The sequence below is a fragment of the Aeromicrobium sp. Leaf245 genome (assembly GCF_942548115.1).
Lineage (GTDB): Bacteria > Actinomycetota > Actinomycetes > Propionibacteriales > Nocardioidaceae > Aeromicrobium.
This window is the reverse complement of sequence record NZ_OW824151.1, coordinates 2,438,638-2,459,866: the sequence shown is the minus strand read 5'-3', so window position 1 is coordinate 2,459,866 and position 21,229 is coordinate 2,438,638. Positions and strand designations below refer to the sequence as shown.

Below are 21,229 nucleotides of genomic sequence, written 5' to 3'. Positions count from 1 at the left end.
GTGCCCGCCGCGTAGACTCGTGCGGTCATGACTGCAGCGACGTCGCCAGGGGCGAAGACCTACGAGGTGCGCACCTACGGGTGCCAGATGAACGTGCACGACAGCGAGCGGCTGTCGGGCCTGCTGGAGACGGCGGGCTACGAGAAGGCCGGTGACGGAGCGGGCATCCCGGACCTCCTGGTCTTCAACACCTGCGCCGTGCGCGAGAACGCCGACAACAAGCTCTACGGCAACCTCGGGCACGCCGCGAGCCTCAAGGCCAAGAACCCCGGCATGCAGGTGGCGGTCGGAGGCTGCCTGGCGCAGAAGGACCGCACCACCATCACCGACAAGGCGCCGTGGGTCGACGTCGTGTTCGGCACCCACAACATCGGGTCGCTCCCGGTGCTGCTCGAGCGCGCACGCGTGCAGGAGGAGTCCCAGGTCGAGATCCTCGAGTCGCTCGAGGTCTTCCCGTCCACGCTGCCGACCAAGCGGGACTCCGTGTTCGCCGCCTGGGTCTCGATCAGCGTCGGGTGCAACAACACGTGCACGTTCTGCATCGTCCCCGCCCTGCGCGGCAAGGAGAAGGACCGTCGGCCCGGCGACATCCTCGCCGAGGTGCAGGCGCTGGTCGACGACGGTGTCGTCGAGGTGACGCTGCTGGGCCAGAACGTGAACGCCTACGGCGTCGAGTTCGGCGACCGCCAGGCCTTCGCCAAGCTGCTGCGCGCGTGCGGCGAGATCGAGGGCCTCGAGCGCGTGCGCTTCACCAGCCCGCACCCGAAGGACTTCACCGACGACGTCATCGCCGCCATGGCCGAGACGCCCAACGTGATGCCGCAGCTGCACATGCCGCTGCAGTCCGGCTCGGACCGCGTCCTCAAGGCGATGCGTCGCTCCTACCGCCAGGAGAAGTACCTCGGCATCCTCGACCGGGTCCGTGAGGCGATGCCCGAGGCCGCGATCACGACCGACATCATCGTCGGCTTCCCCGGCGAGACGGAGGAGGACTTCCAGCACACGCTCGACGTCGTCCGTCAGGCCCGGTTCTCCAGCGCCTTCACGTTCCAGTACTCCCAGCGCCCCGGCACGCCCGCGGCGATGCTGCCCGACCAGCTGCCGAAGGAAGTCGTGCAGGAGCGGTACATGCGCCTGGCGGCCCTCGTCGAGGAGACGTCGTGGGCGGAGAATCAACGGCTCGAGGGTCGCACCGTCGAGCTCCTCGTCTCCGACCACAGCGCCGCCGGTGGCCGCAAGGACCACGAGACCAAGCGCCTCACCGGCCGCGCGCGCGACAACCGCCTCGTGCACTTCGTCCCCGGCGACCACGCCGTGCGCCCCGGCGACCTGGTGGAGGTCACGGTCACGCACGCCGCCCCGCACCACCTCGTCAGCGACGCCGAGCCGGTGTCGTACCGGCGCACGCGCGCGGGCGACGCGTGGGAGGCCCGTCAGGGTCGCACCGAGGTGCGCCCCGCCGTCTCCCTCGGCATGCCCGCCGTGGGCGTACCGGCCCCGCTCCCGGTCGCCGACGCACCCGCCTGCGCCCGCTGACCCCTCCCGGCACTCCCGCCCCGAGATTTCCAGGTCGACCTGGGAATCTCGCACGGCGCACGAAGACCTCAGCCGCGCACGGGTCGCAACCCGTGCGCGGCTGAGATCACCGTGCCTCGCAGACCGGTCAGACCTGCAGGGTCGGGTGCAGTCTCGTGATCGAGACCCGCTGCCGCCGCCTCGCCGCCAGCGCCGTGGCACCCAGGGCCAGCAGTGCGAAGACCACGAGGACGAACGCGTCGAACGCGACGCCCTGCGTCCCACCGGCGGTGGCCGCCCGGATCCCGTGGACCGCATAGGTCATCGGGAGCAAGGAGTGCAGGAACCCGAAGAACGACGGTGAGGTCTCGATCGGGTACGTGCCGCCCGCGGCCGTGAGCTGCAGGCAGACGAAGACGATCGCGAGGAATCGTCCAGCCCCGCCGAACCAGGCGATGAACGTCTGGTTGATGGCCGTGAAGACCAGACCGGTGAGCACGGCGAGACCGAGCAGGAGCCACGGCTGCGAGGCCCCGACGCCGACGACCCCGAGCAGCACGCCCACCAGCAGCACGGCCTGCACGAGCGACAGCGCGGCGCCGGGCACGAACCCGGCCAGGGCCGTGCGCACGCTGCCGGCGGCCGAGGCGACGGCACGCGCCGAGAGCGGCCGCAGGAGCAGGTAGATCGACATCGCACCGACCCACAGCGCCAGGGCCATGAAGTAGGGCGCGAGTCCCTCGCCGTAGGACGAGACCTTGTTCAGACGGTCAGCTGCGTCGGTCACCGGCGTGGCCGCGGTCTTGGCCAGCTGGTCGCGCTCGTCCTCGGTGTAGTCCGGGACCTGCTCGCTGCCGTCGCTGAGCCCCGACTGCAGCTCCAGTGCACCGTCGCGCAGCGCGCCCGCGCCGTCGGCCAGCTGGTTGGCCCCGTCGGTGAGCTGGCCGGCTCCGTCGGCCAGGCGATCGGCACCGGTGGCGGCATCGTCGGCGCCGTCGGCCAGCTGGGAGGTGCCGGAGCGAAGTCGGTCGGCGCCGTCGGCGGCGTCACCGATCGCCCCGACGAGGGCAGGAACGTTGTCGGCGAGCTCGCGGTTGCCGTCGGCCACCTGGCGAGCGCCCCGGCTCAGTGCCGCCGACTGCTCCCCGATCGTCCCTGCCTGCCCGACGAGTCCGTCGAGCTGGGTGCGCGCCGTGGCGGCGGAGTCGGCCGCGGCGTCGAGGTCCGAGCACTGCGCGGCGGGTGCACCGCTCTCGCGGCACGTGGTGGCCGCGTCGCGCAGGCTCTGCTCCAGCGTCCCGAGGCGCTGGTCGATCTCGTCGGTGCTGCCGGAGATGGCACCCGCCACCTGCTGCACGATCCGGTCGAACCCGGCGACGCCGGTGGCCACCTGCTCGGCACCGTCGGCGAGCCGTTCGGTCTGGCCGGGCAGGGGAGCCGTGCGGTCCTCGAGCTCTCCGAGACCGCCCGCCAGCTGTCCGACGCCGTCGTCCAGCTGGTTCGCCCCGGTGGCGAGCCGACGCGTGCCGTCCGCCAGCGTCGTGGCCCCGTCGGCCAGCTGTGCCGTGCCGTCGCTCAGCTGGTTCGCGCCGTCGGTCAGCTCTCCGGCGCCGTCGGCCAGCTGCCCGGCGCCGTCGGCGGCCTCCTCCAGGGACGCCTTGATGTCGGTGAACCCGAGGTAGAGGTTGCCGAGGTACGTCTCGGTCACCTGGGCGTTGAGCGACGACTTGGCGGCGTCGAGGATGCGGTCGGCGATCTGGCCGTTGACGAAGTTCACGGCGTCGTTGGTCTTGAGGTCGAGCCGACCCTGCACCGCCGCGGACGGGTCCCCGCTCGTGGAGGTGGCCGCCTTCGACAGGTCCTTCGGGATGGTCAGCACGGCCTTGTACGTGCCGTCCGCCAGCCCGGCCCGGGCGTCGGCCGCGTCGGTGAGCAGCCAGTCGTAGTTGTTCCTCGAGTCGTCACCGATGAGGTTCGCGGCCAGCTCGCGGCCGACGGCGACGGGCTGCTTCTCACCGTCCTGACCGGCCACCTCGATCATCTCGTCCTCGTTGACGACGGCGGCCTGGACGTTGTCGAGCCGACCGGTGGGGTCGAGGTTGGCCCAGATGTAGAGGGCGCCGTAGAACAGCGGCACGATCGCCACCGCGAGCACGGCGGCGCGGGTGATCCGGCTGCGGCGGAACCGCGCGAGCTCGAACCAGGGCAGGGACGGGGAGGGGAACATCAGATCATCAGCTCATCGAGGGTGCGACGGGTGTCGAGCTCCAGCAGGTGGAGCCGCGGGGACGGTGTCGAGGAGTTCTGGGCCGGGGCGGACGATGCGGCCTGGACGCCCGCGACGAGCGCGGTCGACCGGTGCTCCAGGAGCTGGGCGAGCGTGGACCACAGCAGGTCGATGTGCTCGGTGGCGCGCAGGTCGTCGGCGTCGTCGACGACCACGACCTGCGGGTCGGCCAGCAGCGCCAGCACGACCCCGAGCGTCTTGCGCTCCAGGCGGGTCAGCTCGGACACCAGCCTCGTGCCGGCCACCTCCTGGAAGGGCAGGCCCGCCTCGTCGTGGGCCGCCTCCAGCGCGCGGTTCATCGAGTTCCGCACGGGTGTCACCTTCGACCGCGAGACCCACAGCCCGAACGTGCGGATGGAGAGCCGCTCGGCGATGTGCTGGTCCACGGTCAGGTTGGGGTCGAGGTCGTTCACGTCGCGGAACTCGGCGAGGGCCACGGCCTCGCGGACGGCCGGCGACTCCTGCGGGAGCAGGTGCCCGGCCACGCGCAGCCGGCCCTCATCGAAGGCCATGCGGCCCGCGATCGTGAGCAGCAGGGCGGTCTTGCCGCTGCCGCTGGGGCCGTGCACGACCAACCAGTCGCCGGCGGGCACCTCGAGGGTGACGTCGTTGTAGACGAAGCCTTCCGGCGTCTGCAGCGTCAGCCCGGCAGCGGAGACGGCCGCGGTGGAGTCGCGACGAGGCCAGGACTCCAGCTCGACCCTGCGGTGCAGGGCCTCGCCCTCGACGTCGACGTGGGGGAGGACCTTCGCGAGCCGCGCAGGCATCCACCACGCCCGGTCGCCGGCGTAGCGCATGACCGCCGGGGCGAAGAGCATGCGCACGAGGAAGGCGTCGGCGAACACACCGATGGCCAGCGCGAACGCGATCGGCTTGATGTTCACGTCGCCCTCGGGCACGAAGGCGGCGAACACGGCCAGCATGATCACCGCCGCGGCCGTGACCACACGTGAGCTGCCCACGAAGCCGTCGATGATCGCGCGGTCGGCGTCGCCGGTGCGCACGTACTCCTCCTTCATGCGCGACATGAGGAAGACCTCGTAGTCCATGGACAGGCCGAACAGCACCGCCATCAGCAGGATCGGCAGGAAGGAGATGAGCGGACCGGTCTGGTCGAGGTGCACCAGGTCGGCGAACCAGCCCCACTGGAACACCGCGACCACGGCCCCGAACGCTGCACCGGTGGACAGGATGAAGCCCAAGGTCGCCTTGACCGGCACGAGGACCGAGCGGAACACCACCATGAGGAGCAGCACCGACAGACCCACCACGAGGAAGCCGAAGGGCAGCAGCGCACCCTGCAGGCGCTCGGAGACGTCGATGCCGACGGCGGTCAGACCGGTGACGGCGACGTCGACGCCGTGCTCCTTCTCCCAGCGCGGCGCCTCCGCACGGATGCGGTCCACGAGGTCCGCCGTGGCGGCGTCGGCCGGTCCGGTCGACGGGATCACCTGCACCACGGCGGTGTCGGCGGTCCGGTTGGGCGTGGCCAGGCCGATCTGCTCGACGCCCGGCGTGGCGCGCAGGTCCTTCTCGACGTCGGCCACGACGCCGAGCGGGTCGCGCGAGGTGATGACGTCGAGGGTCACGAGCAGCGGCCCGTTGTACCCCGGCCCGAAGTACTCGTCGACCAGGTCGTAGGAGTCGCGCTGCGGCGTGCCGACCGGCTCGGTGCCGTTGTCGGGCAGGGCCAGCTGCAGGTCCTTCACGGGCAGGGTGGCGATGGCGAGGATGCCGACCACGAGCACCATGGCCACGGCCGGGAACTTGGTGGTCAGCAGGACCCAGCGTCGGGAGAACCCGCCCGGGGGACGCTCGCCCTCCTTCGCCTTGAGGCGGTCGCCGGCGCGGCCGAGCAGCGCGGGGAGCAGGGTGAGCGCCACGGCGACCGCGACGGCCACGGCCAGCGCCCCGCCGATGCCCATGACGGTGAGGAAGGGGATGCGTGCCACGGCGAGGCCCACGAGCGCGATCATGACGGTCACGCCGGCGAAGACCACGGCGGAGCCGGCGGTGGCGACGGACCGGGCGGCCGCCTCCTCCGCGGGCACGCCCTCGCTCATCAGCTCGCGGTGCCGCGACAGGATGAACAGGGCGTAGTCGATGCCGACGGCGAGCCCGATCATGAGCGCCAGGAGGGGAGCGGTCGACGAGACCGACAGGAAGCCCGTGGCCGTCCAGATGAGCTCCATCGACACGATCACGCCCACGAGGGCGGTGATGATGGGCAGGAACGCCGCACGCCACGACCGGAACATCCGGTAGAGCACGAAGAGCGCGACGACGACGCCGATGATCTCGATGATCGAGAGCTTGGGGCCGGTGTTGGAGAACGCGTCACCGCCGAAGGCGACCGTGTAGCCGGCGTCCTCCAGGCTGGTGCCGGTGTCCTGCAGGTCGGTCTTCAGCTTCTCGGTCACGTTCTCGAAGCCGCCGGAGAGCTGGACCTGCACCTGGGCCGCGCGGTCGTCCTTCGAGATCGAGGCGTCGCGGGCCATCTCGTCGTACGGCGAGGTCACGTCGGTGACGCCGTCGACGCGCTCGAGGTCGGAGACGGTCCGCCCCACGAGGGCACGTGACCGCTCGGAGTCGATGGAGGTGCCGTCCGGCGCCACGACCACGACGTAGGCGGACAGGCCGGCCAGCTCGGGGAAGGTGCGGCCGAGGTCGGCGAACGCGTCGTTGGCCTCCGAGCCGGGGATGTCGAACTCGTCGCGCGTGCCGTCGCCGAGGGTGAGCGCGGCGCCGGCGCCGATCATCACCACCAGGATCCACGCGAGCAGGACGCGCGTGTGGTGGACGAACGAGCGGCGCCCCAGCTCGTAGAGGTACGTGGACATGAGAGCAACGATACGTTTCTGTATCCGATACAGCAATGTATCGTGAGTGTCGTGTCCACCACGTCTGCCGCGAGCCCGGATCCCGTGTCCCGACGTCGCGCCGCCACGCGCGAGCGCCTGCTCGACGCCGCGCGCACGCTCCTGGTCCGCGAGGGTCTGCAGGGTGTCTCGGTGGAGCGGCTGTGCGAGGAGGCCGGCTACACCCGCGGCGCCTTCTACTCCAACTTCGACTCGAAGGACGATCTCGTCGTCGCCCTGGTCATGCGCGAGAAGGAGGCCATCCTGAAGACCCTGCGCGAGGCGGCGGAGCCGTCCACGCTCGCGGGACTGCAGCCGGAGGAAGCCGCCGGGGCGATCCTCGAGCGCTTCGTGCTGCTGCAGCCGCCGGACCTCGACATGTTCCTGCTCCATCTCGAGCTGCAGACGCGCGGACTGCGCGGCGACGTCGGCGGCGACGTGTTCGTCGGCTGGTGGCACGAGGTCATCGACGGCATCTCCGACGTCCTCACCGTCGCGCTCGACGCGGTGGGACTGCGCCTCACCCTCGACGTCAAGGACGTCAGCGTGATCCTCATGGGCATGTGGGACGCCATGGTGCTGAGCTCGCTCGTCGACGACCGTCCGGTCGACATCGACACGCTGCGCACGACCCTGCCCCGGATGCTCCTCGCCCTCACCGAACCGATCTGACCCGCCACGCCCCGCCGCGGTCCGCTCGACCTGGGATGATGGGTCCATGGTGACGATCGCGCAGGACCCAGCAGCCGACCGCGTGCTCAGCGACGACCCGTTCGCGCTCCTCGTGGGCATGCTGCTCGACCAGCAGTACCCGATGGAGCACGCGTTCCGCGGGCCGGCCAAGATCCTCGAGCGCTTCGGCACGCTCGACCCCGCCGCCATCGCCGACGCCGAGCCCGACGCCTTCGCCGACCTCTGCGCCACCCCGCCGGCGATCCACCGCTACGGCCGGTCCATGGCCGGGCGCGTGCAGGCGCTCGCCAAGGTCGTGGTCGACGAGTACGACGGCGACGCCTCGCGCATCTGGTCCGACGTCGGCAGCGCGCCGGTGCTCATGAAGCGGCTCACCGCCCTGCCGGGCTACGGCGAGCAGAAGGCGAAGATCTTCACCGCCCTGCTGGCCAAGCAGCTCGACGTGAAGCCGCGTGGCTGGACGAAGGCCTCGGGCGACTACGCCAAGAAGGGCTACCGCTCGGTCGCCGACGTCGTGGACGCCGACTCGCTGCAGAAGGTCCGGCAGTTCAAGAAGGCCAAGAAGGCCGAGGCCAAGGCCGCTCAGGCCTAGGCGCGGGCACGCTCGAGCGCTGCGGCATCAGACGTCCTGGTCTCCGGCGGAGAACGGGTCGACCAGCACGTCGGGCACGCGGCAGGTGCCGTCGGCGGCGCGGTCCATCCGCTCGACGACCGGACGGTCGTCGGGTCCGGTGGGCACGCGGAAGGTCGCGTCGAAGCCGGTGCTCACCTGACGGGCGTAGCGGTCACGGGCACGCAGGAGGCTGTCCCAGTCCTCGAGCCACGCGTCCAGGGGGCGGTCGGACCGACGGTCTGCAGCGTCGATCCGGCGCACCGTGTCGATCATCCGCTCGACCGCGAGGTTCTGGTCGGCCAGCACGGCGGCCTGCCGTCGCGGCGGCCCACCGACCCGGAGTCCGTCCACGGTCGACGTCATGATCGCGCAGGCGATGGTGACGACGCCGGTCACCTCGGGGTCGTCGAGGTAGCCGCGCTCGTCCTCCTCGAGGGAGTGCAGCAGGGAGAACGTGGCGGCCGCAGCCACGGCGAGCGCCACCAGCGGTGCCAGGAGAGCCATCCACCGCCACCCGGGAGACACCGGCGGCAGGTCGTACCGCCACGCGTCCTCGTCGGGCAGGTAGGCGGGCACCAGGTCATGGTGCCACGGGGGCGCTCGTCCGGCGGGTCGAGCGTGCACCGCCTACGCTCGCCCCGTGCCCAGCGTCGTGTTCTGCCCCTGCTCACCCCTGGTCGCCGCAGGTGCTCTGGTCGGTGACGTCAGCGAGATGGACGCGGTGCGGGTCGAGGCGCTCGCGGCCGTCCGCAGGCTCGTCGACGACGCCCCGGCCCGCGTGCTCGTGGTCGGGTCCGACGCACCGCCGGCTCCGGCGGACGAGCGTGTCGGTGGCTCGCTGGCGCCGCACGGGATCGACGTGACCGCAGGCGGCCCCGACGGCGGGCTCGGGCTGGCCCACACCGTCGGTGCGTGGCTGCTCGACGAAGCAGGCTGGTCGGGCTCGCGCGTGTACGTGCACGAGGTTCACGCGTCCGACCTCGACGACTCCGCCGTGCTGGTCATGGCCGACGGCTCGGCCAGGCGCTCCGAGCGGGCGCCCGGACACCTCGACGACCGGGCCGAGCCGTTCGACGCCACGATCGCCGCGGCACTGGCCGACGGTGACGCCGATGCGCTGGGCGGCATCGACCTCGAGCTCGCGGACTCGTTGCTGTGCGCAGGTGCACCGGCATGGCGAACGGTGGGCGACGCCGTGTCCGCTCGACTGCACGCCACCGAGGGTGCGCCGGTCGACGGCTCAGGGGTCGAGGCTCGCCTGCACCTCGACGACGCGCCGCTCGGCGTCGGCTGGTTCGTCGCCGAGTGGAACGTCTCCTAGCGCAGGCTCAGGCGCGGCCGCGGGGTCCGGCTGGTCCGCCGCCCCGGTCCTCCTCGGCGAGCTTGTCGGCGGCGTCCTTCGCCTTGCCGGCCGCGCCGTCGATCTTTCCGGTGTACTTGCCCTTGGTCGCCTTGTCGGCGAGACCGGCGGCCTTGTCGATGCCCTGGTCGATCTTGTCGTTCTGGGTCTTCGCCAGCTCGGCGGCCTTCGCCTTGAGCTCGGGGGCGTTCTTCTTCAGCTTGTCCAGGAAGCCCATCAGATCTCTCCTCGGTCCAGGGGCGCACTGCCCCGCTTGCCCCGAGGCTACTGAAAGACTCCACGGGTGAGCAGCCTCGATCGCATCGTGGTCGTCGTCGGTCCGACGGCGTCGGGCAAGTCGGCGCTGGCGGTCGACCTGGCGCTCGCCCTCGGTGGCGAGGTGGTGAACGCCGACGCCGTGCAGCTGTTCCGTGGCATGGACATCGGCAGCGCGAAGGTCACCGAGGCCGAGCGGCGCGGCGTCCCGCACCACCTGCTCGACGTGCTCGACGTGCACGAGCCGACGTCGGTGGCGACCTTCCAGCGCGACGCCCGCGCCACGATCGAGGACTGTCTGCGTCGTGGCGTGACGCCGGTGCTCGTCGGCGGGTCGTCGCTGTACGTGAGGGCCGTGATCGACGACTTCGAGTTCCCCGGCACGGACCCCGAGGTGCGCGAGCGCTACCAGCGTCGGCTCGAGACCGAGGGGGCCGAGGCGTTGCACGCCGAGCTGCGGCGGGTGGCTCCCGAGGCTGCCGACCAGGTGCTCCCCTCGAACGGCCGCCGGCTCGTGCGCGCGCTGGAGGTCACCGAGATGACCGGCCGACCGTTCGTCGCGAGTCTTCCGGCTCACCGCTCGATCTACCGACACGTGACCCTGCTCGGCCTCGACGTCCCGCGTCCGGTGCTCGACGAGCGCATCGTGCGTCGGGTCGATGCCATGTGGGAGCAGGGACTCGTCGAGGAGGTGCGCGGCCTGCTCGATGCCGGGATCGACGGCTCGCCCACGGCGTCGCGCTCCATCGGCTACCAGCAGGTGCTCGCGATGCTGCGTGGGGAGGTGAGCGACGAGGAGGCCCGCGCCGAGACCGTGCGGGGCACCCGCGCGTTCGCCCGGCGACAGGACCGGATGTTCCACCAGGACCCGCGGGTGCACTGGCTGCCCCACGACGAGCCCGACCTGCTGGCCCGCGCGCTGGACCACGTGGCACGGGGTGGGGAGCCCGGCGACGCCGCGGATCCGTCGGGCCCGCGGCCGTAGACTGGTGTCATGACTTTCCCCTGGCTCAAGGGGCACGGCACCGAGAACGACTTCGTCCTGCTCCCCGACCACGACGGCACGGTGCACGGCGACCTCGATCCCGCGTTCGTGGCGGCGCTGTGCGCGCGACGCACCGGCATCGGCGCCGACGGCGTGCTTCGCGTGGTGCGGTCGGCCGCGCTCGACGAGCCCCAGGCCGCCGGCAGCGCAGGGGAGTGGTTCATGGACTACCGCAACGCCGACGGCACCGTCAGCGAGATGTGCGGCAACGGCGTCCGCGTGTTCGCCCGGCACCTGCTCGACGAAGGACTCGTGCCCGGGGGCGAGCCGGTCGTGGTCGGCACCCGCGACGGCGACAAGATCGTCACGCTCGACGGCGACGACTACGTCGTCGACATGGGCGGCGCGACGTTCGTCGAGGGCAGCAAGGTCGTCGTCGACGGGCGCGCCTGGGAGGCCGTCGGCGTCCGCACCGGCAACCCGCACGCGGTCGCCTTCGTGGACCGGCTCGACGACGCGGGCTCCCTGCTCACCGAGCCCGAGTACGACTCGCGGGTGTACCCCGACGGCGTGAACATCGAGTTCGTCGACGTCCGCGGTGACCACCACATCGCGATGCGGGTGCACGAGCGCGGCTCCGGCGAGACGCGGTCCTGCGGCACCGGTGCTTGTGCTGCAGCCGTCGCGACCGCCTCGGTGCAGGCCGACACCCTGCCCACGACCTATCGCGTGGACGTGCCCGGCGGCACGGTCCGCGTCACCTGGACCGCGGACGGCCGCGTGCTGCTGGCCGGTCCCGCCGAGATCGTCGCCCGTGGCGACATGGAATGGATGGCATGAGTCGATCTACCCCCACCCCCGGACCCGACGTCGACGCCGAGTCGCAGCGGGCCACCGAGGGCGCCCACGAGGGGCTCGAGCTGGCGGAGCGCCAATCGCTGCGCCGCGTCGCCGGTCTGCGCACCGAGCTCGAGGACATCACCGAGGTCGAGTACCGGCAGCTGCGGCTCGAGCGCGTCGTCCTCGTGGGTGTGTGGACGGACGGGTCGGCCGAGGACGCCGAGAACTCCCTGGCCGAGCTCAAGCTGCTCGCCGAGACCGCGGGCTCCGAGGTGCTCGACGCGCTGCTCCAGCGTCGTCAGCGACCCGACGCGGCCACCTTCATCGGCAGCGGCAAGGTCGAGGAGCTGACGGCGGCGGTGCAGGCCACCGGCGCCGACACGATCATCTGCGACGGCGAGCTCGCCCCCAGCCAGCTGCGCAACCTCGAGGACCGCACCAAGGTCAAGGTCGTCGACCGCACCGCCCTGATCCTCGACATCTTCGCCCAGCACGCGAAGTCGGCGGAGGGCAAGGCGCAGGTCGAGCTGGCCCAGCTGCAGTACCAGACCCAGCGTCTGCGCGGCTGGGGTGGCAACCTGTCGCGCCAGGCCGGTGGCCGTGCCGCCGGCGGTGAGGGCATCGGTGGCCGTGGCCCCGGTGAGACCAAGCTCGAGACCGACCGCCGCCGCATCCAGGCCAAGATGGCCAAGCTGCGCCGTGAGCTCAAGGCGCTGCGCACCACGCGCGACATCAAGAAGGCTCAGCGTCGGCGCAACGCCGTGCCCGCCGTCGTCATCGCCGGCTACACCAACGCGGGCAAGTCGAGCCTGCTCAACCGGCTCACCGGCGCCGGCGTGCTCGTCGAGGACGCCCTGTTCGCCACCCTCGACCCCACCACCCGCAAGACCCAGGCCAGCGACGGACGTGTGTACACGATGTCCGACACCGTCGGCTTCGTGCGCCACCTGCCGCACCAGCTCGTCGAGGCGTTCCGCTCCACGCTGGAGGAGGTGGCCGAGTCCGACCTGGTGCTCCACGTCGTCGACGCGTCCCATCCCGACCCCGAGGGGCAGATCGCTGCGGTGCGCGAGGTGTTCGCCGAGATCGACGCGACCGGTGTCCCGGAGATCATCGTGCTCAACAAGGCCGACGCCGCCGACCCGATGATGGTCAAGCAGCTGCTCGCCCGCGAGCCGCACGCGGTCCTGGTGAGTGCCCGCACGGGCCAGGGCATCGACGAGCTGCTCGCGGCGGTCGAGGCGGACCTGCCTCGCCCGGAGGCCCGGGTGGACGTCGTGGTGCCCTACGACCGGGGCGACCTGCTCAGCCTCGTGCACCAGACCGGTGAGATCGAGACCCTCGACCACGCGTCCGACGGCACGCACCTCGTCGCCCGCGTCTCCGACGAGCTCGCGCACCAGCTCAACGAGCTCTGAGGCCGGGCGACGCCGGCGCCGGCGCACTCGGCTGTGGACGGGGGCCGGACCGGCGCGGGGCGTCCGTCTAGGCTCGCCACCATGCCCGACAGCCCCTCCGCCGAGCCCAGCGTCCGCGAGGTCCTGCACGCCGCGGTCGGCGCCCTCGGCGGCACGGAACGCCCAGGTCAGGTGGCCATGGCGGAGGCCGTCGCCGAGTCCCTCGGCTCGGGTCGACACCTGCTGGTCCAGGCCGGGACGGGCACCGGCAAGTCGCTCGGCTACCTCGTGCCCAGCCTGCTCCACCAGGACCGCGTGGTGGTCTCCACCGCGACGCTCGGACTGCAGCACCAGCTCGTCCAACGTGACCTCCCGGCCCTGGTCGCGGGTGCACGCGAGGCCATGGGCACCACGCCGTCGTACGCCGTCGTGAAGGGTCGCGCCAACTACGCCTGCCTGCACCGCGTGCGCGAGGGCGTGCCCGACGAGCAGGGTGCTCTCGTCGACCTGCCCGAGGGAAGCCTCGGCGCAGAGGTGCTGGCGCTGCGCGAGTGGGCCGAGGACCTTGCGGGCAAGCCGGGAAGCGGCGACGGTGCGCACGGCGACCGTGAGTCCGCGCCGTCGCACACCGATCGCGCCTGGCGGCAGGTCAGTGTCAACCACCGCGAGTGCGTGGGTGCCACGCGCTGCCCGCACGCCGCGGAGTGCTTCGCGGAGCTGGCCCGCGAGTCCGCCCAGCACGCCGACGTCGTCGTCACCAACCACGCGCTCCTGGCCATCGACGCGATCGACGGCGTGCCGATGCTCCCCGAGTACGACGCCGTGGTGGTCGACGAGGCGCACGAGCTCGCCGCCCGCGTCACGCAGGCCGCCACGTCCGACCTCGACCCGGCGGGCATCGAGCGCGCCGCCCGGCGCGCCCGCCCCCACACCGACGGGGAGACCGACGACCTCAACGAGGCTGCCGACGCCCTGGCGGCCGCCCTGGCCCGCGTCGACGTCGGACGCATCGACGCGCTCGACGACGAGCTGGCCGAGGCGCTCGCGCGGGTCCGTGACATGGCCCGCGCCTGCCTGTCCGCCTTCCCGCGAGAGAAGTCCGACGGCGAGGCCGACGCCTCCCGCCAGCAGGCGAAGGCCGGGCTCGAGGAGGTGCGTCTCGTCGCCGACCGCATGGCGAGCCTGCGCGAGACGGAGGTGCTGTGGCTCTCCGACACCCGCGGTCCGGTGCTTCACGTCGCTCCGGTCGACGTCTCGGCCAGCCTGCGCGACAAGCTCTTCGAGGAGAAGACGGTGGTGCTCACGAGCGCCACGCTCACCGTCGGCGGTGGGTTCGACCCCGTCGCCGCGGCCGTCGGGCTCCGCCCGGGGGACACCGAGGTGTGGACCGGTCTCGACGTCGGCTCACCGTTCGACTACCGCCGCCAGGGCATCCTCTACGTCGCCAAGCACCTGCCGCCGCCGGGTCGCGACGGCATCACCGACGCCCAGCTCGACGAGATCGCGGCCCTGCTGGAGTCCGCAGGCGGACGGACACTGGGGCTGTTCTCGTCGCGACGTGCGGCCGAGGCCGCAGCCGAGGGAGTGCGCACGCGCCTACCCGACCACGAGATCCTCTGCCAGGGCGACGCGCAGCTGTCCGAGCTGACGCGGCGCTTCGCCGAGGAGGAGCGCACCAGCCTGTTCGGCACGCTCAGCCTGTGGCAGGGCATCGACCTGCCGGGCGACACCTGCCGGCTCGTGATCATCGACCGGGTCCCGTTCCCGCGGCCCGACGACCCGCTCATGAGCGCCCGTCAGCGCCTGGTCGAGAAGCGCGGCGGCAACGGGTTCATGACCGTGGCGGCCAGCCATGCCGCACTGCTGCTGGCACAGGGGTCGGGGCGGTTGATCCGGCGCACCACCGACCGGGGCGTCGTGGCGGTGCTCGACCCCCGACTCGTCACGGCACGCTACGGGTCGTTCCTCGCCGCCTCGCTGCCTCCGCTGTGGCGCACGACCGACCGCGACGCCGTGCTCGGGGCCCTGCGTCGGCTCGACGACTGACGACGCGTCGGCCGTTCGCCCAGTTGGCACCCGGACGTGGTCCGCGCGGGGTACGCTGAGCCGTCATCCCCACGTATGAAGGGCTCGGGGCTCCATGCGCCGTCTTGCCGCGTCTGTCGCGTTGATCGTCAGTTCCACCCTCGTCGTGGCGGTGCCGTCGACGGCCCAGGCCGCCACCGGTCTGGAGGTCCGCTCCAACGTCGTGGCCGTGGAGCGCCCTGACTCGACGGGTCACCACCCCCTCTACCTCTACGCGGTCTGCAAGGGTTCCAAGACCTGCTCGGGCACGGCCACGCTGGTGCAGGGCGGTCTGGTCAAGACCACGTCCTACTCGATCAAGGGCGGCAAGAGCGGCTACCTGAAGGCCTACTGGAACAAGGCGGCGGCCCAGCCGACCGAGCTCGGCAAGATCGACGCGTTCAAGCGGACCTTCACCTGGACCCCCAAGGGTGCGTCCAAGAAGAGCAAGTCGATCTGGCTCGAGCCGCGCATCTACAGCCGTCGGATCCAGGGCCAGGTTCGCGGTCCCGCGTCGTCGCGCATCAAGGACCTGCAGGTCTCCAAGTGGGTCGTCAGCGGCCTGCGCAGCAGCCGGGTCAGCACGGCGCCCGTCGGCTCCGACGGGCGCTTCGACATCGGCTCCTCCGCCCTCGGCCGCAACAACAGTCCCGGTGCGGCCTACCGCCTGAGCGTCTCGGCCGTGGTCGACGGCACCGAGCGCGAGTGGTTCTGGCTGGGGAGCACCACGGGGTCCGGCTTTGCCGACGGCGGTGGCGGCTGGATCCGCGACGCCGCCGTCGTGCGCGTGCAGAAGGCCGGCGACTTCCAGGCGGACTTCGCCTACGGCACGGTCAGCGGGCGCCTCACGGGCACCGGCTCGGCGGGTGCGGACGTCCGCGTGCTCACCCCGCCGCCGTCCTACCCGAGCCGTTCGTCGGACCGGCGCGGTCTCGACGTGCCCTACTGCGCCAACGAGTTCGGGCGCGTGCGCACCGACGACGCCGGCCGCTACTCGGTCACGTTCGTCCCGCGCCCCGACGCGGTGCGGTACCGCTACATGGTCGACTTCGAGCCGGCCGGCGCACTGCGCGGCGCCGTGATCATCTCTGACGGCAACGTCGTCGACAGCTGCCAGGCCGCCATCAAGTACACGCGGGACATGTCCGACCTGCTCGGCTTCCCCTCGGGATCCGAGACGCTCCCGGTGGGCGACGTGAGCACGTCGGCGGACCAGCGCAGCCTCACGATCAACGGCAACACGCTGAAGGGTGGCTCGGTCCACGACCGCTGGACCACGCTGCGCGAGTACTCCGTGGGCCGCAAGATCCTTGAGTCGCCGATCGTGGCCGAGGGCTACGCCAACAGCAGCGGCAACAAGACGTTCGCCGCGCGCCCCGGCAAGTACTGGGTGGAGGTGGGTCGCCGGACCAGCTGCTCGGCCTGGTATCCCAGCATCTACTCCAACAACTACCTGTACCACAAGGGTGGCGAGCGAGGCAGTGAGCGCTGGAAGACCGTGGGTGGCAGCGTGCCGGAGTACTCCACGTCCTACCGCTACGGCTACGTGAAGCGGAACCCCCCGAAGGGCTACAAGGGCTGGATGTACCGCGACGTGTGCAAGGCCGTGGGCGCGGGCAAGTACGTGCTGATCACGGTGGGTGCGGGCGACCGGACGGTCGACGTCACGAACCCCCGCGGCGGCACCATCTCCGGGCGGGTCACCCGTGTGGGCGGCAAGTCCAACAAGGAGATGCTCGTGACCGCGTACTCCACCGACGGCAAGAAGGTGCTGCGCTCGGCCTACAGCAGCCGCAGCGGTGGCTTCGTGATCCGCGGCCTGGCGAGCGGCTCCTACAAGATCGTCGTGAACGCGGACTCCTGGCGCGGCATCAGCCGCTCGTTCTCCGGCAAGAAGTCGGTGAAGGCCAAGGCGGGCAAGAACGTCTCGGCCGGCACGCTGCGCTTCAAGGGCTGACGACGGAACCGGGCTACCAGGCCCGGGCTTGGTACAGTGCAGCGGTCCTGCCATCGAAGTTCTCGGGGAATTGATGTTCCGTCGTACCGCCGTCCTGCTGTCTGCCGTGCTCGTCGCGACGGGCGCCCTCGTCGGGCTGAGCGCCTCCACCGCCCAGGCCGCGACCGGAATCGAGGCGCGGTCGAACATCGTCGCCGTCGGCTCGCCCAACTCGGCCGGACACCGTCCGGTCAAGATCTACGCGCGCTGCAACGGGTCGAAGACCTGCTCCGGTCGTGCGGCGATCCTGGGCCAGACCCGGTACGTCAACTGGCCGTACAGCATCAAGGGCAACAGTGCGGGCTACATCACCGTCTACTGGCTGGGCGACGAGGGCAACACGGCTCCGACGGGCCTCGGCTCTGCCCCCGGCCAGCAGGGGACCACCTTCGAGCGCACGCTGCGGGTCTACCCCTCGGGTGCCTCGGCGCGTGACAAGACCATCACGCTGGAGCGGACCCAGGCCAGCCGGAACCTCAAGGGCACCGTGTCGGGCCCCGGCCTCGGCAGCCGCGTGACCGACGTGCAGGTGACCAGCTGGAACGTCAGCGGACTCGTCTCGCGTCGTCTCAAGACCGTCGACGTCGCGTCGAACGGCACCTACGACTTCGGCGCCGTCTCGCTCGGCACCAACAACGCCGCGTCCTACGGCTACCGGCTGAGCATCCGGGCGCGGGTCGACGGCACGGTCCGCGAGTGGTTCTGGCGCGGCACCGACGGACGGCCCACCGGCGGCGGCAAGCGCGTCAGCGAGGCGCACGCGGCCTCGGTGACCAAGTACAACGACTTCGTGGCCGACTTCCGGTTCGGCCGGATCGCCGGCACGCTCAGCGGGGCCGGGTCCACCGGCACCGACGTGCGTGTGATCGCCCCGCCCGTCACCCGGCCGACGCGCGCCTCGGACCTGCGCGGTCTCGACGTGCCCTTCTGTGCCAACGAGTACGGCGCCGACACGACGTCGGGGTCCGGCGGCTACGACATCACGTTCCTCCCGGTGAGCCAGAACGGCGACTCGCGCTACCTCGTCTCGCACGAGGGCACCAACCGGGCCGGCGTCATCACGACGGGCGGGCGCCAGTACGCCAGCTGCAACGCCGCCACGAAGTACACCTACTCCGCGAGCGACGACGACCTGATCTCCTACGGCACCGGCGGCCTGTCGGCCGCCATCTCCGCCAACCTCGACTCCGGCAAGCACGCGCTCGGCTTCGACACCGACGCGACCTACACGTCGTCGATCAAGCCGCACGACACCTGGACAACGGTCCGCGAGTACGTGCCCGGCACCAAGATCCTGGACCGCCCGATCATCACGGCCGGCCACGCCAACTCCTCGGGCTTCAAGCAGTTCGAGGGTCTGCGCAACGGCAAGTACTGGGTCGAGGTCGGGCGACGGACGGGCTGTTCTGCCTGGTACCCCAGCATCTACAAGGACAACTACCTCTACCACAAGGGTGGCGAGCGCGGCAGCGAGCGCTGGAAGACCGTCAACGGCGCCTACCCCGAGTACGAGACGTCGTACCGCTACGGCTTCAAGGCCAAGAAGCCGCCGAGCGGCTACAAGGGCTGGATGTACCGCGACGCCTGCGTGGCGCAGAGCGCCGGTGACTACAAGCTCGTCACCATCAACAACGGCGACGCCACGTCGAACACCTCCAAGCTGCGCAAGGGCGCCACGATCTCGGGCAAGGTCTCGCGGATCGGCGGCAAGAGCAACAAGGAGATGCTGGTCTCGGTGTACTCCACGCAGGGCGTGCTCGTGATGCGCTCGGCGTACACGAGCTCCTCGGGCCGCTTCGTCATCCGCGGCCTCGAGTCGGGCAACTACCGGGTCCTGGTCAACGGTGACTCGTGGCGCGGCATCGGTCGCACCCACAAGGGCACGCAGACCAAGCGGGTCACGGCCGGCAAGTCCTACAGCGTGGGCACGCTCAACTTCCGCAGCTGAGCACAGCTCGCCCGGCACCGCTCGGGCGCCGACGCACCACGAGGCCCTCTCCCGTGAACGGGAGAGGGCCTCGTGGGTGATGAGCGCTGACGGTGGGTGTCAGAGGCGGCGCAGCACCGTCGTGACCTTGCCCAGGATCGTGGCGTGGTTGCCGTCGATGGGGGAGTAGTCGTCGTTGTGCGGCAGCAGCCAGATCTGGCCGTCCTTGCGCTGGAACGTCTTGACCGTGGCCTCGCCGTCGAGCATGGCGGCGACGATCTCGCCGTTCTCGGCGACCGGCTGCTGGCGGACGACCACGTAGTCGCCGTCGCAGATCGCCGCGTCGACCATGGAGTCGCCGCGCACCTCGAGCAGGAACAGCGTGCCGTCGCCGACGAGGGAGCGGGGGAGCGGGAAGATCTCCTCGACCTGCTCCTCGGCCAGGATCGGACCGCCCGCGGCGATGCGACCGAGCATGGGCACGTAGGTGGCCTCGGGGCGCTGGTCGCCGAAGCCGGTCTCGTCGACCTCGGAGTCGTCGGCCGAGCTGAGCGTGCGCCGCGCCTTGACCACCTCGGGCAGGAAGATCTCGATCGCGCGCGGGCGATTCGGGTCGCGCTTGACGTAGCCGAGGCGCTCGAGGACCCGCAGCTGGTGGGCGACCGAGGAGGTGCTGGCCAGGCCGACGGCGCCACCGATCTCGCGCATGCTGGGCGGGTAGCCGCGCTGCTCGATCTGGTCGCGCATGAAGTGCAGGATCTTCTGCTGCCGGCCGGTGAGGCCGGTCATCTCGTCGACGGGACCGTCGGGCAGCTCACGCACGGAGTTGCGTGAACCCTTCGGGCGGCCCCGACGCGGCGCGTCGGCGGAGGGGTCGAGGGTGCTGTCGTCGCTCATGATGCCCACGCTAGACCTCTGCGCGGACGTTTACAAACACATGTTCGACAGCGTGTCGCGCGTTCGAACGGCGCGCTCGATGGTTCCGCGACGGCGCTCGGGACGCCGTCAGGCGCGTGCGACGCGTCACAGTCGAACATGGTGTCGAAGATTCTTTCACTGGAATGACGGGCAATCCTGCTGTCCGTTCGGATTCCTGTTCGAAAGGGGGCTGCTTTTGTCGGCGCCTTCCCCTACTGTCGTACACGTGTTCGATCGAACATCTGTTCGTCGGATCCGCGGAGCACCACCGCCCCCGGAGCATCGACCTTCGAATGACATCGGCAGGTGCTCGATCGACACACCAAGACTCCTTCCTCTCCCTTCCCCGGAGGTCACCATGAGCACCATCACCGTCTACGAGACCAGCCGCTTCGCCCCGTCGTTCTCCCGTGGGATCGCCGCGGCTCCGCGCAGCACCACCGAGCCGGCTGCGGTCCGGCTGACCCGTCGGGGCCGCCTCGTGCTCCTGCTCGCCGTGATCGCGGCGCTGGCGGTCACGGTCGTCGCTCTCGGCTCCTCCACCGTCGCCACCTCAGACGCGGGCGCGGTTCCCGCCACCACGGTCGTCACCGTGCAGGAGGGGCAGACGCTCTGGCAGATCGCCGCCGACGCCAACCCCGAGGGCGACGTGCGCGACACGGTCGACGACATCATGCGCATGAACTCGCTGCCGAGCGCCGGTGCGCTGCAGCTCGGCTCCGACCTCGCGGTGCCCGTCTACGAGTGACGGGCCCGTCCGGCACCATGGGGGCATGAACGACGCCTCCACCAACCCGGGCCCGACGCCGGCGGACCGCCCTCTGCAGGTCCACGTGCTGGCCGATGACACCGACCGCTCCGGTGGCTACGTCACGGAGCGGCTGCGGGAGCACGGCGCCGAGCTGACCTGGATCGACCGCGACACGATCGACTCCCCGTGGTCGGCGACCGGTGTCGACCTGGTCCTCAGCCTCGGCTCGGAGCGCTCGGCGCACGAGCCCCGCTGGGCCCACGTGGTGGAGGCGGAGTCCGACGTCGTGCGGGTGGCGCTCGGGTCGGGCGTCCCCGTGATGGCCATCTGCTACGGCGCCCAGCTCGTGGCCCGTGCCCTCGGCGGCACGTCGTACCGCGGCGACGGTGCCGAGATCGGGTGGCGCCGCGTCGACACGCTCGACGAGGTCCTCTGCCCCGAGGGGCCGTGGGGCCAGTTCCACCAGGACGTGCTGAGCCCGCCGCCCACGGCGCGCGTGATCGGCAGCTCGTGGTTCGGCCCGCAGTGCTTCGTCGACGAGGCCTTCGGCGCCCGCGTGATCGCCTGGCAGTTCCACCCCGAGGTGACTCCGGAGACCTTCAGCCGCTGGGTCGACGAGAGCGCCGACCTCGTGCGGGTGAGCGGGTCGGAGCCCAGCGAGCTGAAGCGTCAGGCGCTCGCGAACGCGACGCGCAGCCGTCTCGCCGCGTTCGCGCTCGTCGACGCCGCGCTCGACCACCTCGGCGTGTCGGTGCCCCGCCCCGTGTGAG

General features: G+C 71.3%; 17 protein-coding genes. 12 read left to right on the top strand and 5 right to left on the bottom strand.

The genetic code is table 11. The features are described 5' to 3' along the window. Positions 1 to 27: 27 nt before the first annotated feature. Complete coding sequence (gene miaB / locus NBW76_RS12025) at positions 28 to 1,536, top strand: tRNA (N6-isopentenyl adenosine(37)-C2)-methylthiotransferase MiaB (protein ID WP_056554263.1); 1,509 nt, start codon at positions 28 to 30, stop codon at positions 1,534 to 1,536. A gap of 127 nt (positions 1,537 to 1,663) precedes the next feature. On the opposite strand, the gene NBW76_RS12020 is transcribed toward miaB, so the two are convergent. Both NBW76_RS12020 and NBW76_RS12015 read right to left on the bottom strand, forming a co-directional pair. Then, complete coding sequence (locus NBW76_RS12020) at positions 1,664 to 3,742, bottom strand: YhgE/Pip domain-containing protein (RefSeq protein ID WP_056554265.1); 2,079 nt, start codon at positions 3,740 to 3,742, stop codon at positions 1,664 to 1,666. Beyond that, the gene (locus NBW76_RS12015; protein WP_056554269.1) at positions 3,742 to 6,642 is read right to left on the bottom strand and encodes an MMPL family transporter; all 2,901 of its coding nucleotides are present in this window, start codon (positions 6,640 to 6,642) and stop codon (positions 3,742 to 3,744) included. The genes NBW76_RS12020 and NBW76_RS12015 overlap by 1 nt, the downstream gene beginning before the upstream one ends. 51 nt (positions 6,643 to 6,693) lie before the next feature. On the opposite strand from NBW76_RS12015, the gene NBW76_RS12010 reads away from it, so the two are divergent. After that, on the top strand, positions 6,694 to 7,332 hold the full coding sequence (locus NBW76_RS12010; RefSeq protein WP_162239211.1) for a TetR/AcrR family transcriptional regulator: 639 nt from the start codon (positions 6,694 to 6,696) through the stop codon (positions 7,330 to 7,332). Positions 7,333 to 7,378: 46 nt separating this feature from the next. Next, positions 7,379 to 7,945, top strand: a complete 567-nt coding sequence (locus tag NBW76_RS12005; RefSeq protein WP_055967569.1) for an HhH-GPD-type base excision DNA repair protein — start codon at positions 7,379 to 7,381, stop codon at positions 7,943 to 7,945. Between the two features lie 27 nt (positions 7,946 to 7,972). On the opposite strand, the gene NBW76_RS12000 is transcribed toward NBW76_RS12005, so the two are convergent. Further along, a complete protein-coding gene (locus tag NBW76_RS12000) occupies positions 7,973 to 8,542 on the bottom strand; it encodes a hypothetical protein (RefSeq protein ID WP_056554276.1) in 570 nt (189 codons plus the stop codon). Between the two features lie 64 nt (positions 8,543 to 8,606). Here NBW76_RS12000 and NBW76_RS11995 point away from each other — a divergent pair, with 64 nt between their 5' ends. Next, complete coding sequence (locus NBW76_RS11995) at positions 8,607 to 9,287, top strand: hypothetical protein (protein ID WP_056554279.1); 681 nt, start codon at positions 8,607 to 8,609, stop codon at positions 9,285 to 9,287. A gap of 7 nt (positions 9,288 to 9,294) precedes the next feature. Here the strand turns inward: NBW76_RS11995 and NBW76_RS11990 are convergent, their stop codons facing one another. After that, positions 9,295 to 9,543, bottom strand: a complete 249-nt coding sequence (locus tag NBW76_RS11990) for an antitoxin (RefSeq protein WP_055967578.1) — start codon at positions 9,541 to 9,543, stop codon at positions 9,295 to 9,297. A 66-nt stretch (positions 9,544 to 9,609) separates the two neighbouring features. Here NBW76_RS11990 and miaA point away from each other — a divergent pair, with 66 nt between their 5' ends. The 6 genes from miaA to NBW76_RS11960 all read left to right on the top strand — a co-directional run bounded on the left by miaA (position 9,610) and on the right by NBW76_RS11960 (position 18,811). Further along, positions 9,610 to 10,566: a tRNA (adenosine(37)-N6)-dimethylallyltransferase MiaA gene (miaA, locus tag NBW76_RS11985; RefSeq protein ID WP_056554282.1), complete on the top strand. Its 957-nt coding sequence runs from the start codon at positions 9,610 to 9,612 to the stop codon at positions 10,564 to 10,566. A 9-nt stretch (positions 10,567 to 10,575) separates the two neighbouring features. Continuing rightward, a complete protein-coding gene (gene dapF / locus NBW76_RS11980) occupies positions 10,576 to 11,406 on the top strand; it encodes a diaminopimelate epimerase (protein ID WP_055967583.1) in 831 nt (276 codons plus the stop codon). After that, on the top strand, positions 11,403 to 12,824 hold the full coding sequence (gene hflX / locus NBW76_RS11975; protein ID WP_056554285.1) for a GTPase HflX: 1,422 nt from the start codon (positions 11,403 to 11,405) through the stop codon (positions 12,822 to 12,824). The genes dapF and hflX overlap by 4 nt, the downstream gene beginning before the upstream one ends. 81 nt (positions 12,825 to 12,905) lie before the next feature. Then, positions 12,906 to 14,849 carry an ATP-dependent DNA helicase gene (locus NBW76_RS11970; RefSeq protein WP_056554288.1) on the top strand — a complete coding sequence of 648 codons (1,944 nt, stop codon included), beginning with the start codon at positions 12,906 to 12,908 and terminating at the stop codon, positions 14,847 to 14,849. Between the two features lie 121 nt (positions 14,850 to 14,970). After that, positions 14,971 to 16,824 carry a carboxypeptidase-like regulatory domain-containing protein gene (locus tag NBW76_RS11965; RefSeq protein ID WP_162239212.1) on the top strand — a complete coding sequence of 618 codons (1,854 nt, stop codon included), beginning with the start codon at positions 14,971 to 14,973 and terminating at the stop codon, positions 16,822 to 16,824. 73 nt (positions 16,825 to 16,897) lie between these two features. Then, complete coding sequence (locus tag NBW76_RS11960) at positions 16,898 to 18,811, top strand: hypothetical protein (protein WP_056554294.1); 1,914 nt, start codon at positions 16,898 to 16,900, stop codon at positions 18,809 to 18,811. 99 nt (positions 18,812 to 18,910) lie between these two features. On the opposite strand, the gene lexA is transcribed toward NBW76_RS11960, so the two are convergent. Next, entirely contained in the window at positions 18,911 to 19,687 is a 777-nt protein-coding gene (lexA, locus tag NBW76_RS11955; RefSeq protein ID WP_055968558.1) for a transcriptional repressor LexA, read from the bottom strand. Between the two features lie 379 nt (positions 19,688 to 20,066). Here lexA and NBW76_RS11950 point away from each other — a divergent pair, with 379 nt between their 5' ends. Both NBW76_RS11950 and NBW76_RS11945 read left to right on the top strand, forming a co-directional pair. Further along, a complete protein-coding gene (locus NBW76_RS11950; protein WP_082481901.1) occupies positions 20,067 to 20,456 on the top strand; it encodes a LysM domain-containing protein in 390 nt (129 codons plus the stop codon). Between the two features lie 25 nt (positions 20,457 to 20,481). Next, positions 20,482 to 21,228, top strand: coding sequence for a type 1 glutamine amidotransferase (locus tag NBW76_RS11945; RefSeq protein WP_056554297.1), 747 nt, complete (start codon positions 20,482 to 20,484; stop codon positions 21,226 to 21,228). The last annotated feature ends 1 nt before the right edge of the window (position 21,229 follow it).

Bases quoted from the DNA above. Each gene is read 5' to 3' on its own strand.
- miaB (WP_056554263.1), top strand. From the start codon at position 28: ATGACTGCAGCGACGTCGCCAGGGGCGAAGACCTACGAGGTGCGCACC.
- NBW76_RS12020 (WP_056554265.1), bottom strand. From the start codon at position 3,742: ATGTTCCCCTCCCCGTCCCTGCCCTGGTTCGAGCTCGCGCGGTTCCGC.
- NBW76_RS12015 (WP_056554269.1), bottom strand. From the start codon at position 6,642: ATGTCCACGTACCTCTACGAGCTGGGGCGCCGCTCGTTCGTCCACCAC.
- NBW76_RS12005 (WP_055967569.1), top strand. From the start codon at position 7,379: ATGGTGACGATCGCGCAGGACCCAGCAGCCGACCGCGTGCTCAGCGAC.
- NBW76_RS11990 (WP_055967578.1), bottom strand. From the start codon at position 9,543: ATGGGCTTCCTGGACAAGCTGAAGAAGAACGCCCCCGAGCTCAAGGCG.
- dapF (WP_055967583.1), top strand. From the start codon at position 10,576: ATGACTTTCCCCTGGCTCAAGGGGCACGGCACCGAGAACGACTTCGTC.
- hflX (WP_056554285.1), top strand. From the start codon at position 11,403: ATGAGTCGATCTACCCCCACCCCCGGACCCGACGTCGACGCCGAGTCG.
- NBW76_RS11970 (WP_056554288.1), top strand. From the start codon at position 12,906: ATGCCCGACAGCCCCTCCGCCGAGCCCAGCGTCCGCGAGGTCCTGCAC.
- NBW76_RS11960 (WP_056554294.1), top strand. From the start codon at position 16,898: ATGTTCCGTCGTACCGCCGTCCTGCTGTCTGCCGTGCTCGTCGCGACG.
- lexA (WP_055968558.1), bottom strand. From the start codon at position 19,687: ATGAGCGACGACAGCACCCTCGACCCCTCCGCCGACGCGCCGCGTCGG.
- NBW76_RS11950 (WP_082481901.1), top strand. From the start codon at position 20,067: ATGAGCACCATCACCGTCTACGAGACCAGCCGCTTCGCCCCGTCGTTC.
- NBW76_RS11945 (WP_056554297.1), top strand. From the start codon at position 20,482: ATGAACGACGCCTCCACCAACCCGGGCCCGACGCCGGCGGACCGCCCT.